12 protein-coding genes and 1 rRNA gene are annotated in these 12673 nt (G+C 70.5%); 3 read left to right on the top strand and 10 right to left on the bottom strand.

Annotated features, from left to right (window positions below; all coding sequences use genetic code 11):
- Positions 1-97: 97 nt before the first annotated feature.
- A complete protein-coding gene (locus tag ACIGZJ_RS34030) occupies positions 98-337 on the top strand; it encodes a hypothetical protein (RefSeq protein WP_396460907.1) in 240 nt (79 codons plus the stop codon).
- Between the two features lie 22 nt (positions 338-359).
- On the opposite strand, the gene ACIGZJ_RS34025 is transcribed toward ACIGZJ_RS34030, so the two are convergent.
- Entirely contained in the window at positions 360-767 is a 408-nt protein-coding gene (locus ACIGZJ_RS34025; protein ID WP_396460906.1) for a metal-sensitive transcriptional regulator, read from the bottom strand.
- A gap of 305 nt (positions 768-1072) precedes the next feature.
- On the opposite strand from ACIGZJ_RS34025, the gene ACIGZJ_RS34020 reads away from it, so the two are divergent.
- Positions 1073-1693, top strand: a complete 621-nt coding sequence (locus ACIGZJ_RS34020; protein ID WP_387942489.1) for a DUF47 domain-containing protein — start codon at positions 1073-1075, stop codon at positions 1691-1693.
- A gap of 5 nt (positions 1694-1698) precedes the next feature.
- Positions 1699-2694 carry an anion permease gene (locus ACIGZJ_RS34015; protein ID WP_396460905.1) on the top strand — a complete coding sequence of 332 codons (996 nt, stop codon included), beginning with the start codon at positions 1699-1701 and terminating at the stop codon, positions 2692-2694.
- 111 nt (positions 2695-2805) lie between these two features.
- Here the strand turns inward: ACIGZJ_RS34015 and pstB are convergent, their stop codons facing one another.
- From pstB to rrf, 9 genes are all read right to left on the bottom strand, one after another.
- Positions 2806-3582: a phosphate ABC transporter ATP-binding protein PstB gene (gene pstB / locus ACIGZJ_RS34010; protein ID WP_392941381.1), complete on the bottom strand. Its 777-nt coding sequence runs from the start codon at positions 3580-3582 to the stop codon at positions 2806-2808.
- 69 nt (positions 3583-3651) lie between these two features.
- Complete coding sequence (gene pstA, locus ACIGZJ_RS34005; protein ID WP_396460904.1) at positions 3652-4728, bottom strand: phosphate ABC transporter permease PstA; 1077 nt, start codon at positions 4726-4728, stop codon at positions 3652-3654.
- The gene (pstC, locus tag ACIGZJ_RS34000; RefSeq protein WP_396460903.1) at positions 4725-5705 is read right to left on the bottom strand and encodes a phosphate ABC transporter permease subunit PstC; all 981 of its coding nucleotides are present in this window, start codon (positions 5703-5705) and stop codon (positions 4725-4727) included. Before pstC ends, pstA begins: the two co-directional genes overlap by 4 nt.
- Before the next feature lie 152 nt (positions 5706-5857).
- Positions 5858-6991: a phosphate ABC transporter substrate-binding protein PstS gene (gene pstS / locus ACIGZJ_RS33995; RefSeq protein ID WP_396460902.1), complete on the bottom strand. Its 1134-nt coding sequence runs from the start codon at positions 6989-6991 to the stop codon at positions 5858-5860.
- A 233-nt stretch (positions 6992-7224) separates the two neighbouring features.
- The gene (locus ACIGZJ_RS33990; RefSeq protein ID WP_396460943.1) at positions 7225-7674 is read right to left on the bottom strand and encodes an NUDIX hydrolase; all 450 of its coding nucleotides are present in this window, start codon (positions 7672-7674) and stop codon (positions 7225-7227) included.
- An 83-nt stretch (positions 7675-7757) separates the two neighbouring features.
- A complete protein-coding gene (locus ACIGZJ_RS33985) occupies positions 7758-8843 on the bottom strand; it encodes a CHAD domain-containing protein (protein WP_396460901.1) in 1086 nt (361 codons plus the stop codon).
- 118 nt (positions 8844-8961) lie between these two features.
- Positions 8962-11139: an RNA degradosome polyphosphate kinase gene (locus ACIGZJ_RS33980; protein ID WP_396460942.1), complete on the bottom strand. Its 2178-nt coding sequence runs from the start codon at positions 11137-11139 to the stop codon at positions 8962-8964.
- Positions 11140-11450: 311 nt separating this feature from the next.
- Positions 11451-12455: a mycothiol synthase gene (mshD, locus tag ACIGZJ_RS33975; protein ID WP_396460900.1), complete on the bottom strand. Its 1005-nt coding sequence runs from the start codon at positions 12453-12455 to the stop codon at positions 11451-11453.
- A 135-nt stretch (positions 12456-12590) separates the two neighbouring features.
- Positions 12591-12673: ribosomal RNA gene (gene rrf, locus ACIGZJ_RS33970) — 5S ribosomal RNA — on the bottom strand; the annotation flags it as partial.

Raw genomic sequence — 12673 nt, 5'->3', positions numbered from 1 at the left:
CCCGTCCGTGCCATGTGGGCGGGCTCCGGAGTGCCTAGGCTGGACGTCGGGTGGCTGCCGCCCGGGCTGGCAGGGCGCTGAAGGGGTGGTGCAGGTGGTGTCGTCCACGGATGGCCGCAGCGGCGGCCACGACGACGCGGCCCTCGACGAGATCGACCTGGCCGGCGAGCTGATGATCGCCGCGACGGCCAGCGCCGGCGAGCGGCTGCCGACCGAACGGATCGACGAGGTGCTGCTGGACCGGCCCGACGGCGGCTCGGCCGCCGGGCCGCCACTCGGACAGGCCCGGAGCGAGGCCTCGGAGCGGGCCCGGCAGGATCCGCCGGACGGGGTCTGAAGGCCCCCGCGGCGGCGGGCGGTCAGCTGCGCAGCAGCCGACCGATCGCGGCGGTGGCCTCCGCCACCTTGGCGTCCAGCTCCGCCCCGCCCTGCTCGGCGGCCGCCGCGACGCAGTGCCGCAGGTGCTCCTCCAGCAGCGAGAGCGCGAAGGACTGCAGCGCCTTGGTGCCGGCCGAGACCTGGGTGAGCACGTCGATGCAGTAGACGTCCTCGTCGACCATCCGCTGCAGACCCCGGATCTGGCCCTCGATCCGGCGCAGCCGCTTGAGGTGGGCGTCCTTCTGCGCGCTGTACCCGTGCGGCCCGTGACCGCCGTGCTGGGCCTCCGCCCCGGCGGCGTCCCCGGCAGCGGCCTCGGCGGCGGGGTCGGCGTGCGGCTCGTTCCCGGGCGCGTGGTCCGGCTCGGTGCGCGCTTGCGTCGTGGTCATCGGCCCGCCTTCGTCTGAGTGCCTTGGTGGCTGCGTCGGCCTCCAGTGTCCAACACAAGGGCCCTCCGTGGTGTTCCCCCGTACGGGCGGCCACCCGGTCTTCGGCGCTCCGGACGGGCGCAATCCGGCGAGGTTCCGTCAGACTGGGGACTCATGTCCGCACATGGGTGTGCGGGCCGGGCCCGCTGGTGCGTCGACCAAACGGAAGGGGAGCCTCCGGCTCCTCCGTCACCACCCCGTTTGCACAATTGCGCTTGGTTGCACCTAGCATCGTTCAGTCCCTACCCCGCACATCGGAGATTTCCGTGCGTTTTAGCCTGACCCCGAAGGAGACGAGCTTCTACGACATGTTCTCCGCAGCCGCGGAGAACCTCGTCGTCGGATCGAAGCTCCTGCTGGAACTGCTGGGATCAGACGTGTCGGCCCGCGCGGAGATCGTCGAGCGCATGCGCGCCGCCGAGCACGCCGGGGACGACACCACCCATGCGGTGTTCCACCAGCTGAACTCCTCCTTCATCACGCCCTTCGACCGCGAGGACATCTACAACCTCGCCTCGTCGCTGGACGACATCATGGACTTCATGGAGGAGGCCGTCGACCTGGTCGTCCTCTACGACATCCAGACCCTCCCCAAGGGCATCGAGCAGCAGATCGAGGTGCTCGCCCGGGCCGCCGAGCTCACCGCCGAGGCGATGCCCAACCTGCGCACCATGTCGAACCTGACCGAGTACTGGATCGAGGTCAACCGCCTGGAGAACCAGGCCGACCAGATCCACCGGAAGCTGCTCGCCCACCTGTTCTCCGGCCAGTACGACGCGATCGAGGTGCTCAAGCTCAAGCAGGTCGTGGACGTTCTTGAGGAGGCGGCCGACGCGTTCGAGCACGTCGCCAATACGGTGGAGACCATCGCCGTCAAGGAGTCCTGACCCCCGTGGACATGGCAGCACTCATCGCCGTCCTCGGCGTGGCGTTCTTCTTCACCTACACCAACGGCTTCCACGACTCGGCGAACGCCATCGCCACCTCGGTCTCCACCCGGGCGCTGACGCCGAAGGCCGCGCTCGCGATGGCCGCGGTGATGAACCTGGCCGGCGCCTTCCTCGGCAGCGGGGTGGCGCACACCGTCTCCAGCGGCATCATCGCGACCCCGGTCGGAAACCAGGGCATGGCGATCCTGTTCGCGGCCCTGGTCGGCGCGATCACCTGGAACCTGGTCACCTGGTACTTCGGCCTGCCGTCCTCCTCCTCGCACGCGCTGTTCGGCGGCATGGTGGGTGCGGCCCTGGCCGGCGGCACCGAGGTGATCTGGAGCGGCGTCGTCGACAAGATCATCATCCCGATGATCGTCTCGCCGATCGTCGGCCTGTTCGGCGGTTTCGCGGTCATGCTGGCGATCCTCTGGATCTTCCGGAAGGCCAACCCGCACCGCGCCAAGCGCAACTTCCGGGTCGCCCAGACCGCGTCGGCCGCCGCCATGGCCCTCGCACACGGTCTGCAGGACGCCCAGAAGACGATGGGCATCGTGGTGATGGCCCTCACCATCTCGGGCCACCAGACCACCAGCGACATCCCGGTCTGGGTGAAGATCTCCTGTGCCACGATGCTCTCGCTGGGCACCTACGCGGGCGGCTGGCGGATCATGCGGACCCTCGGCCGCAAGATCATCGAGCTAGACCCGCCGCAGGGCTTCGCCGCCGAGGCCACCGCCTCGACGGTCATGTACATCACCTCGTTCGTCTTCAAGGCGCCGATCTCCACCACCCACGTGATCACCTCCGCGATCATGGGTGTCGGCGCCACCAAGCGGATCCGCGCGGTCCGCTGGGGCGTGGCGAAGAACATCGTGCTCGGCTGGTTCATCACCATGCCGGCGGCGGCCGTCGTCGCCGCGCTGATGTACTGGTTCGTCCACCTGTTCTGGGGCTGACCCCGCGACGGCAGAGGAAAGGGCCCGCCCCCACATCTCGGGGGCGGGCCCTTCTCATACTCCGCGGCGGCACCGCCATGCAGCACCGCGAAGCAGCTCGCGGACTCCGGTCTAGCCGAAGCGGCCGGAGATGTAGTCCTCGGTGGCCTGCACCGACGGGTTGGAGAAGATCCGCTGGGTGTCGTCCAGCTCGACCAGCTTGCCCGGCTGGCCGACGCCGGCCAGGTTGAAGAAGGCGGTGCGGTCGCTGACGCGGGCCGCCTGCTGCATGTTGTGGGTGACGATGACGATGGTGAACTGGGACTTCAGCTCGCCGATCAGGTCCTCGATGGCCAGGGTGGAGATCGGGTCGAGGGCCGAGCAGGGCTCGTCCATCAGCAGGACCTGCGGCTCGACCGCGATGGCGCGGGCGATGCAGAGGCGCTGCTGCTGACCACCGGAGAGGCCGGCACCGGGCTTGTTCAGCCGGTCCTTGACCTCCTTCCAGAGGTTGGCGCCCTTGAGGGACTTCTCCACCACGTCGTCCAGGACGGACTTCTTGCGGACACCCGCGAGCTTCAGCCCGGCGACCACGTTGTCGTAGATCGACATGGTCGGGAACGGGTTCGGGCGCTGGAAGACCATCCCGACCGAGCGGCGGACGGCGACCGGGTCGACCGAGGCGCCGTAGAGGTTCTCGTCGTCCAGGAGGACCTTGCCCTCGACTCGGGCGTTGGGGATCACCTCGTGCATCCGGTTGAGGGTCCGCAGGAAGGTGGACTTACCGCAGCCGGAGGGGCCGATGAAGGCCGTCACCGAGCGGGGTTCGATGCTCATCGAGATGTCCTCGATGGCCTTGGTGGAGCCGTAGAAGGCGGACAGTCCGCTGACGTCGATGCGCTTGGCCATGATCTTTCGTCTTCTCTCGCCCGCGGCCCGGGGCCGCTGATGAATTCTGGTCGTACGTCAGTCGGAGGTTCAGTGTCCGCCCTTGGGCGAGCGCCAGCGCGCGATGCCGCGGGCGATGAGGTTGAGCCCCATCACGAAGCCGATCAGCACCAGTGCGGCGCCCCAGGCACGGGCGTAGCCGTAGTCGTTGTTCACGATGGCGTACTGCTGCCAGATGTACATCGGCAGCGACTGCTGCGGCCCGTCGAACGGGTTGCTGTTGATGTAGTCGGCACCGAACACCAGCATCAGCACCGGGGCGGTCTCGCCCGTGACACGGGCGACGGCCAGCATCAGACCGGTGGTGATGCCGCCGATCGCGGTGGGGAGGACGATCCGCAGGATGGTCTTCCACTTCGGCACACCGAGCGCGTACGACGCCTCGCGCAGCTCGTTGGGGACCAGCTTCAGCATCTCCTCGGTGGAGCGGACCACCACGGGCATCATCAGGATCGCCAGGGCGAGGGAGCCCGAGAAGCCGGAGTAGTTGAAGCCGAGGGCGATGTTCCACAGCGAGAGGACGAACAGACCGGCGACGATCGACGGGACACCCGTCATGACGTCGACGAAGAAGGTGACCGCCTTGGCGAGCCGGCCGCGGCCGTACTCCACCAGGTAGACGGCGGTCAGCAGACCGATCGGGGCGGCCATCGCGGTGGCCAGCAGGACCTGCTGCAGGGTGCCGAGCAGCGCGTGGTAGATACCACCGCCGGGGCCCGCCTGGAGAACGCCCTTCATGGAGTGGGAGAGGAAGTTGCCGTCCACCACCCCGATGCCCTGCTGGACGGTGTAGACCGTCAGCGCGACCAGCGGGATCACGGCCAGGATGAAGGCGACCCAGACCACCGAGGTGGCGAACCGGTCCTTGGCCTGGCGGCGGCCCTCGACCCGGGCGGCGAGCCCGTAGCTGATCGCCAGGAACAGCAGCGCGGAGATCAGGCCCCACTGCAGGTGGCTCTCCAGGCCGCCGAGCGCGCCGATCGCGCAGCCGAGGGCGATCGAGCCGGCGGCGACGGCGGCCGGGGCCCACTTGGGCAGCCGGTTCGCGGTCAGCGGGCGGCCGATCGGGCGGGCGTCCGCCGGAACGGACGTGGTCGCGGCGCTCATGCGTTGGCCCCCGAGTACTCCTTGCGGCGGGCGACGATCAGCCGCGCGGCGCCGTTCACCAACAGGGTGATCACGAACAGGACGAGACCGGAGGCCATCAGCGCGTCCCGGCCGAAGGGCTGGGCCTCGTTGAACTTCAGCGCGATGTTCTGCGCGAAGGTGCCGCCGCCCGCGTCGAGCAGGTGCAGCGAGAGGACGTTGTTGGAGGAGAGCACCACCGCGACCGCGATGGTCTCGCCGAGCGCGCGGCCGAGGCCGAGCATCGAGGCCGAGATGATGCCCGGGCGGCCGAACGGCAGCACCGCGGTGCGGATCATCTCCCAGCGGGTCGCGCCGAGCGCGAGCGCCGCCTCCTCGTGCATCCGCGGCACCTGCCGGAAGACCTCGCGGCTCACCGCGGTGATGATCGGCAGGATCATGATGGCCAGCAGGATGCCGACGGTGAACAGGGTGCGCGGCGCGGCGCCGGTCCTGGACTGGTCGAAGATGTACGTCCAGCCGAGGTACGTGTCCAGCCAGCTGGTCAGCCCGTACAGGTGCGGCACCAGGAAGAGCGCGCCCCAGAGGCCGTAGATGATGCTGGGAACGGCCGCCAGCAGGTCCACCAGGTAGGCGAACGGCTGGGCGATCCGGCGCGGCGCGTAGTGCGAGATGAACAGCGCGATCCCGATGGCCACCGGCACGGCGATCGCCATCGCGATGAGCGCGCTGACGATGGTGCCGAACGCGAGGACGGCGATGCCGAAGACCGGCTTCGGGGCGTCCGGCGTCCACTCGAAGGTGGTGAGGAAGTTGCCCTCGTTCTTGCCGAGGGCGATGCCGGACCGCCAGGTCAGGAACCCTGCGATGGCGGCCATGATGACCAGCAGCAGAATGCCCGAGCCTCGCGCGGCATTCATGAAGATCTTGTCGCCGACCCGGCTGTCGCGCTTGCGGCGTTCCCTGCCTCGCGGGGCGACAGGGGAGGATGAAGTCATTGGTCTACTCCGGTCTGGTGGTGCTGCCCCGAGGGGGCGGCACCCTGGCGGCGGTGCCCCGGACGTGCTACTTCGGACGTGCTTCCCGGTGGGGGCGACCCCGGCCCCCCTCGTTCACGGGGCCGCCCTCACCGGGGAGGGGTGCTACTGGATCAGGCGAGCGTCGGGATGACGGCGTTGACCTTGTCGGTCAGCTCCTTGGGGAGCGGCACGTAGCCCTTCTCGCCGATCGCCTTCTGGCCGGCGTCGCTGATGCCGTAGGCGAGGAAGGCCTTCAGCGTGTCGAGGGTGTCGGCCTTGTTGCCCTTGTCGCAGACGATCTCGTAGGTGACCAGGACCAGCGGGTAGGAGCCCTCGTCCTTGGTCGCGTAGTCGAGGGTCAGCGCCAGGTCGCTGCCGGTGCCGGCGATCTTCGCCTTGGCGAAGGTGGTGGCGGCGTTGGCGGCGGTGGCCTCGACCGGCTTGGAGGCACCGGTGTTGATCGCGGCGCTCTTCAGGTTGTTGGTCTGGGCGTAGGACAGCTCGGCGTAGCTGATCGAGTTCTTGACCTGCTTCACCTGGGCCGCGACACCGGCGGAGCCGTTGGCGCCCTGGCCACCCTTGCCGGCCCAGGCCTTGGCGGGCGCGTAGCTCCAGGCGCCGCCGGAGACCTTGGCGAAGTACTTGGTCAGGTTCTCGGTGGTGCCCGAGTCGTCCGTGCGGTGGACGGCCTGGATGTCGGCGTCCGGGAGCTTGGCGCCCGGGTTCAGCGCGGCGATCGCCGGGTCGTTCCACTTGGTGATCTGCGAGTCGAAGATCTTGGCGATGGTCGGGCCGTCCAGGACCAGGTTGTCGACGCCGTCCACGTTGTAGACGATCGAGACGAGGCCCGCGACGAGCGGCAGGTTGATGCCCTGGCCGCCGGTGCAGACCTTCTTGCTGTCCTCGACCTCGGCCGGCTTCAGCGCCGAGTCGGAACCGGCGAACTGGATCTTGCCCTGGTTGAACTGCTGGACACCCGCGCCCGAGCCGCCGCCACCGTAGTTGACCGAGGCCTCCTTGCAGGCCGCGCTGAAGTTGGTCTTCAGGACGTCGATCGCGGTGCCCTGCGCGGTGGAGCCCGCGGAGAGCAGGGCGGTGGGCTTGCTGCCACAGTTGATGGCCGCCGGGGCGGACCCGCTGGAGCCGCTGCCGGCGGTGTTGTTGTTGTTCTCGTCCGAACCGCAGGCGGCGAGCGACAGCGAGCTGACGAGCGCCATGGCACCGATGGCGAGGGCCTTGGAGCGGCCGTTCCGCTGGAGCTTCACAGGGGTGTCCCTTTCTGTGGCATTGCCCGGCGCGCGGGCCGTGCGAACACGGCGGAGCGCGGGTTTTGCTGTGGTCCGGGGCCCGTTCGGCCCTCCGGTAACCCCGAAGTTAGGCCGGGTAAGTGACACGTCAGCCGGTCAGAAGTGAACGGAGAGTGAACCTCGAACGGATGGCAGGAAACTACGCCAGGTAGTAACGGTTGCGTCACGGCAAGAACGCGACGAGATCACTTCTACCGTTCCTTCACCGGGCCGGTCACCGGCCGGGCGCCCAGCAGCTCAAGCAGCGCGTCGACCAGCACGCGGTCCCGGTGATGGGTCAGCCGGGCCCTCGCCTTCCCGGCCGGCAGCCACTCCAACCGGTCCACCTCACGGTTGGGACGGAACGCGCCACCGGACGGCACCGCCGCCCAGTACCTGACCTCCTTGGGCCGCCCCTGCGCCAGATAGTGCTGGGTCGGCAGCTCCGGGCCCAGCACACAGCCGAAGCCGGTCTCCTCCCGGACCTCGCGAAGCGCCGCCTCCACCACGCCCTCGCCCGGGTCGAGCTTGCCCTTCGGCAGGCTCCAGTCGTCGTACTTGGGCCGGTGGATCACCGCGATCCGCGGCCGGCCCAGCCGACCGCTCTTCTTCGGCCGGCCCGGCAGCCACAGCACCGCACCCGCGGCCAGGACCACCGGCATCCGCCCGGCACCCGCCCCGCTCGTCCTCTGACCTTCGCCCTGCTCGGTGCTCAGGCGGTTGCGCACGTCATGCCATCCGTCGTTCATGCCATCCGGGGTGCGGGGGCCTGCCCCCAGCCCTCGGCCGGGGGTACCTCCACCCAGCCGTCCAGGCCGGGCGGGAGCTCGGGCCACCGGCGGCCGAAGGCGTACCGCGCCGCCTCGACCTCCAGTCGTTGATCAGCATGCACCACCCCGAGCACGTACGCGGTCGCCGGGGTGATCCTCGGCGTGCGCGCCGCCGTGGCCGCCGTGACCGCGGCGTCCGCCGCCTCCTGGTGCCGGCCCAGCACCCCGTCCAGCTCGTCGAGCTCGGGGGCCGTCCCCCCGCACACCTCCAGCGCGTACCGGGCCCGCTTCACCAGGATCCGCATCCGGTGCCACGGCGCGTCGTCCGCCGCCAGCGCCGCGTCCGCGTCCACCGCCCCGCGGGCCGAGGGCACCGCCCCCAGCCGGCGCAGCCCGTCCCCGCCGTACGCCCTCGCCGCCCGGTGCAGCGGGAGCTGCTGGGCGCTCGCCGACAGCGCCGTGAACGCGGTGGCGGCCTGCGGCAGCAGCACCGCACCGGCCGACCCGCCCGCCGACTCCAGCAGCGGTGCGTCGCCGACCAGCAGGGTCATCCGGTCCGCCAGCGCGTGCAGCCGGGCCGACCGCAGCTCCTGCAGCACCGTCGAGTGCGCCCTGGTCCGGGCCAGGGTGAGCTGGCGGTCCAGCAGGGCCCGCGCCTTCGGCGCCCCGGCGTGCCCGGCGAGCATCCCCGGGCCGTCCGCCTCGGAGCCGGTCAGCGAGTCCAGTGCACCCAGCAGCCGGGCCGAGCGCCGGACGTACCCGGGCTCCAGCGCCAGCAGGTTGAGCAGCCAGCGCAGCTCGGTCCGCGACTCCTGCGCCCACAGCGGGTCGAACGACGCACCGAAGGTGTGCAGCAGCCCGCCGACCCGCCGTACCGTCCGCAACAGGTCGGCCGTCCCCGCGGACGGGACGGCGACCGTCCCCGGTCTTGCGCCGACCTCGCCCACCGCCAGCGGCAGGGCGCGCAGGAACGCACCGGCCTGGGCGGTGAGATGGCTGGAGAGGATGTCCCCGGCGGTCGCGGTGGACGCCACCTGGGCCGTCATCGGCGCATCGGTCATGACTGGATAGATCCCCGTTCCCCCGGGGCCGTCCCCCGGGGCTGGTGGCCGACCGCTGGAGCGGGTCCCCCGACCGCTCAGCGGCTCGCGTCAGTGAATCGTGGTCGGCGCGTCGCGGTCAGCGGGCGGCTGAGGCCCGACGGCGCTGGCGCGAGTCGATCAACAGGTCCTGGACGTGCCGCAGCCGCTTCCCATCGGCGTCCTGCGCACGCCTGGTCCAGGTGCCGTCCGCCCCGAGGTGCCAGGACTCCGTCTCGTCCGACACCCCGAGGTCGATCAGCCCGGACAGCTCGGCCCGGTGCGCGGGGTCGGTGATCCGCAGCAGCGCCTCGATCCGGCGGTCCAGGTTGCGGTGCATCATGTCGGCACTGCCGATCCACACCTCGGGATCGCCGTTGTTGCCGAACACGAAGATCCGCGAGTGCTCCAGGAACCGGCCCAGGATGCTGCGCACCCGGATGTTCTCGCTCAGCCCCGGCACGCCCGGGCGGATCGCGCAGATCCCGCGCACCCAGACGTCCACCGGCACACCGGCCTGCGAGGCCCGGTACAGCGCGTCGATCACGGCCTCGTCGACGATCGAGTTGACCTTCAGCTTCACGTAGGCCGGACGGCCGGCCCGGTGGTGGACGATCTCGTTGTGGATCCGGGAGATCAGCCCGTCCCGCAGGCCTCGCGGCGCGGTCAGCAGCCGCCGGTAGGACTCGCGGCGCGAGTAGCCGGACAGCCGGTTGAACAGGTCCGAGAGGTCCGCGCCGACCTGCGGGTCCGAGGTCAGCAGGCCGATGTCCTCGTACAGCCGGGCGGTCTTCGGGTGGTAGTTGCCCGTCCCCACGTGCGAGTAGCGGCGCAGGGTGTCGCCCTCCTGGCGCACCACCAGCGACAGCTTGCAGTGCGTCTTCAGCCCGACCAGGCCGTAGACCACGTGGCAGCCGGACTCCTCCAGCTTGCGGGCCCACTTGATGTTGGCCTGCTCGTCGAAGCGCGCCTTGATCTCGACCAGGACGAGGACCTGCTTGCCGGACTCGGCGGCGTCGATCAGCGCGTCGACGATCGGCGAGTCACCGGAGGTCCGGTACAGCGTCTGCTTGATCGCCAGCACGTCCGGATCGGCCGCGGCCTGCTCCAGGAAGGCCTGCACCGAGGTGGAGAAGCTGTCGTACGGGTGGTGCAGCAGTACGTCCCGCTCGCGCATCGCGGCGAAGATGTCCGGCTGCGAGGCCGACTCCACGTCGGTCAGCCCGCGGGCCGTGCCCGCCACGAACTTCGGGTACTTCAGCTCGGGGCGGTCCAGGTCGGCGATGCCGAACAGGCCGGTCAGGTCGAGCGGACCGGGCAGCGGGAAGACCTCCGCCTCGGTGATGTTCAGCTCCCGTACCAGCAGGTCCAGGATGTAGGGGTCGATCGACTCCTCGACCTCCAGCCGGACCGGCGGGCCGAAGCGCCGCCTCATCAGCTCCTTCTCCAGGGCCTTGAGGATGTTCTCGGTGTCGTCCTCCTCGACCTCGAGGTCCTCGTTGCGGGTCACCCGGAAGGCGTGGTGCGCGAGCACCTCCATCCCGGGGAACAGCTCCTCCAGGTGCGCGCCCATCACGTCCTCCAGCGGGACGTACCGCTGCGGCGACGCCTCCAGGAAGCGGGCGAGGGACTGCGGCACCTTCACCCGGGCGAAGTGCTTGTGCCCGGACACCGGGTTGCGCACGACCACCGCGAGGTTGAGGGAGAGCCCCGATATGTACGGGAAGGGGTGCGCCGGGTCCACCGCCAGCGGGGTGAGCACCGGGAAGATCTTCTGCCGGAAGAGGGTGTGCAGCCGGGCCTGCTCCTTCTCGGCCAGCTCCGGCCAGCGGACCAGCTCGATGCCCTCGCTCGCGAGGTCCGGCAGCACCTCCTGCTGGAAGGCGGCGGCGTGCCGCGCCATCAGCTCGCGCGAGCGGGTCCAGATCAGGTCCAGCACCTCGCGCGGCTGGAGGCCGGACGCGCTGCGCTGGGCGACGCCGGTGGCGATCCGGCGCTTGAGGCCGGCCACCCGGACCATGAAGAACTCGTCCAGGTTGCTGGCGAAGATCGCGAGGAACTTGGTCCGCTCCAGCAGCGGGATCCCCGGGTCCTCGGCCAGCTCCAGGACGCGTTCGTTGAAGGCGAGCCAGCTGCGCTCGCGGTCCAGGAAGCGGCCTTGCGGCAGTTCGTCGAAATCCTGCTCGTCCGCGGCCGGCAGCTCCGGCGGTATGCCCAGCGCACTGGACATCCGGGCCGGCGGGGACAGCGGGGCAGAGACAGGGCGAGGAATGCTCATGGGCTCCAGCTCCTCCAGCAGGACGGCGTCCGGACGCGATGGGCTCTGCGGGCCGTCGTCCTCGCCCAGCGCCAGCGCCCAGCCACCCGGCGCGGTCTGCACAGGACCGGCCGGCAGGTGTCGGTCAGCGCTGCACGAGCGAGACACTACGGACTTCATCCTGTGATCTTCGCGGCAGCAATTGAATCCACGGTAAACACCGCATGGCCAGGAGGAAAGCTGAAACGGTCGGGGCCGGAGGAGTCCGCCCACTGCGGTTGCCCCGGCGCCGCCGCTCCGCTAGGCCGTTTCTGACCTAGGCCGTGTCCGACCTAGACCGCCCGGTCCGCGCGGTACTGAACGCGGTACATCAGGTCCACCTCGTGAATGGCGAACCCCAGTCGTTCATATACCCGCACAGCGGCCGGGTTGTCGGCATCCACGTAAAGAAGTACGGTCTCCAGCCCGCGCTCGCCCGCGCCGGTCCCGGTGAGGTGCCGAAGACCGGCCGCGGTCAGCGCGCGGCCGAGGCCGCTGCCCTGCTCCGCCGGATCGACCCCGACCACGTAGACCTCGCCGAGGGCGGGCTCGGTGGCGGTCGCCGGGTGCACCTTGGTCCAGTGGAAGCCCACCGCCCGACCGTCCCGGGTGGCGAGGAAGAAGCCGGCCGGGTCGAACCAGGGCTCGGCGAGCCGGTCGGCGAGGTCCTGACCGGTCCAGGTGCCCTGCTCCGGGTGGTGCGCGAAGGCCAGCGCGTTCAGCCGCAGCCATTCGGCGTCGTCGGCGCCCGGGCGGAAGGTGCGGAGCTCGATCCCGTCCGGCACCGGGACGGCCTCGGTCTGCGGGCCGGTGCGGCGCATCTGCCGCAGCTCGCGGACCAGCTCGGCCCCGTACGACTGGGCCAGGTGGCGGGCCGCCGGGTGGCCACCGTGTACCCAGAAGTCGACGTGCTCGCCGCCGGCGGCGTGGGCCTCGGCGAGCACCGCGTCCACCAGGGGTCGGCCGAGGCCGCGCCCGCGGGAGTCCGGTGCCACCACCAGTTCGGCCGACGGGTTGCCCCCGCCGCCCTGCGGCACCTCCAGCTGCCCGTAACCGAGCGTGCCCGCGCCCTGGACGAAGTGGACCACTCCCGGGCGGGCCGTCTCGGAGGACCGCAGCCGGAGTCGCCCCTGCTCGGAGACCGCCTCCCGGCCGTCCACCGCCTGGGCGTCCGCCAGGACGCGCAGTGCCGCGTCGCGCCACTCGGGCCGCAGAGCCCCGTGGGCAACGACCGAGCCCTCCTCCGCCGCCGGCGTTCCCTTGTAGACCCGTCCCTGCTGAGCGTCCTGATCGTCCATGCCCCTGACGATACGTCAACGGGCCGGGCGATTCGCGTCCCGGAAATCAGCGCCCGGGAAAGCGTCCGGGAATCAGCGTCCGGAAATGCAGAGAAGCCCTGACCGGTGACCGGTCAGGGCTTCTCTGGAATGATTGTTCGGCGGCGTCCTACTCTCCCACAGGGTCCCCCCTGCAGTACCATCGGCGCTGTGAGGCTTAGCTTCCGGGTTCGGAATGT

Source organism: Kitasatospora sp. NPDC052868, from assembly GCF_044547105.1.
Classification (GTDB): Bacteria; Actinomycetota; Actinomycetes; order Streptomycetales; family Streptomycetaceae; genus Kitasatospora.
The sequence above is the reverse complement of the archived record's forward strand: the minus strand, read 5'-3'. Positions and strand labels throughout refer to the sequence as shown.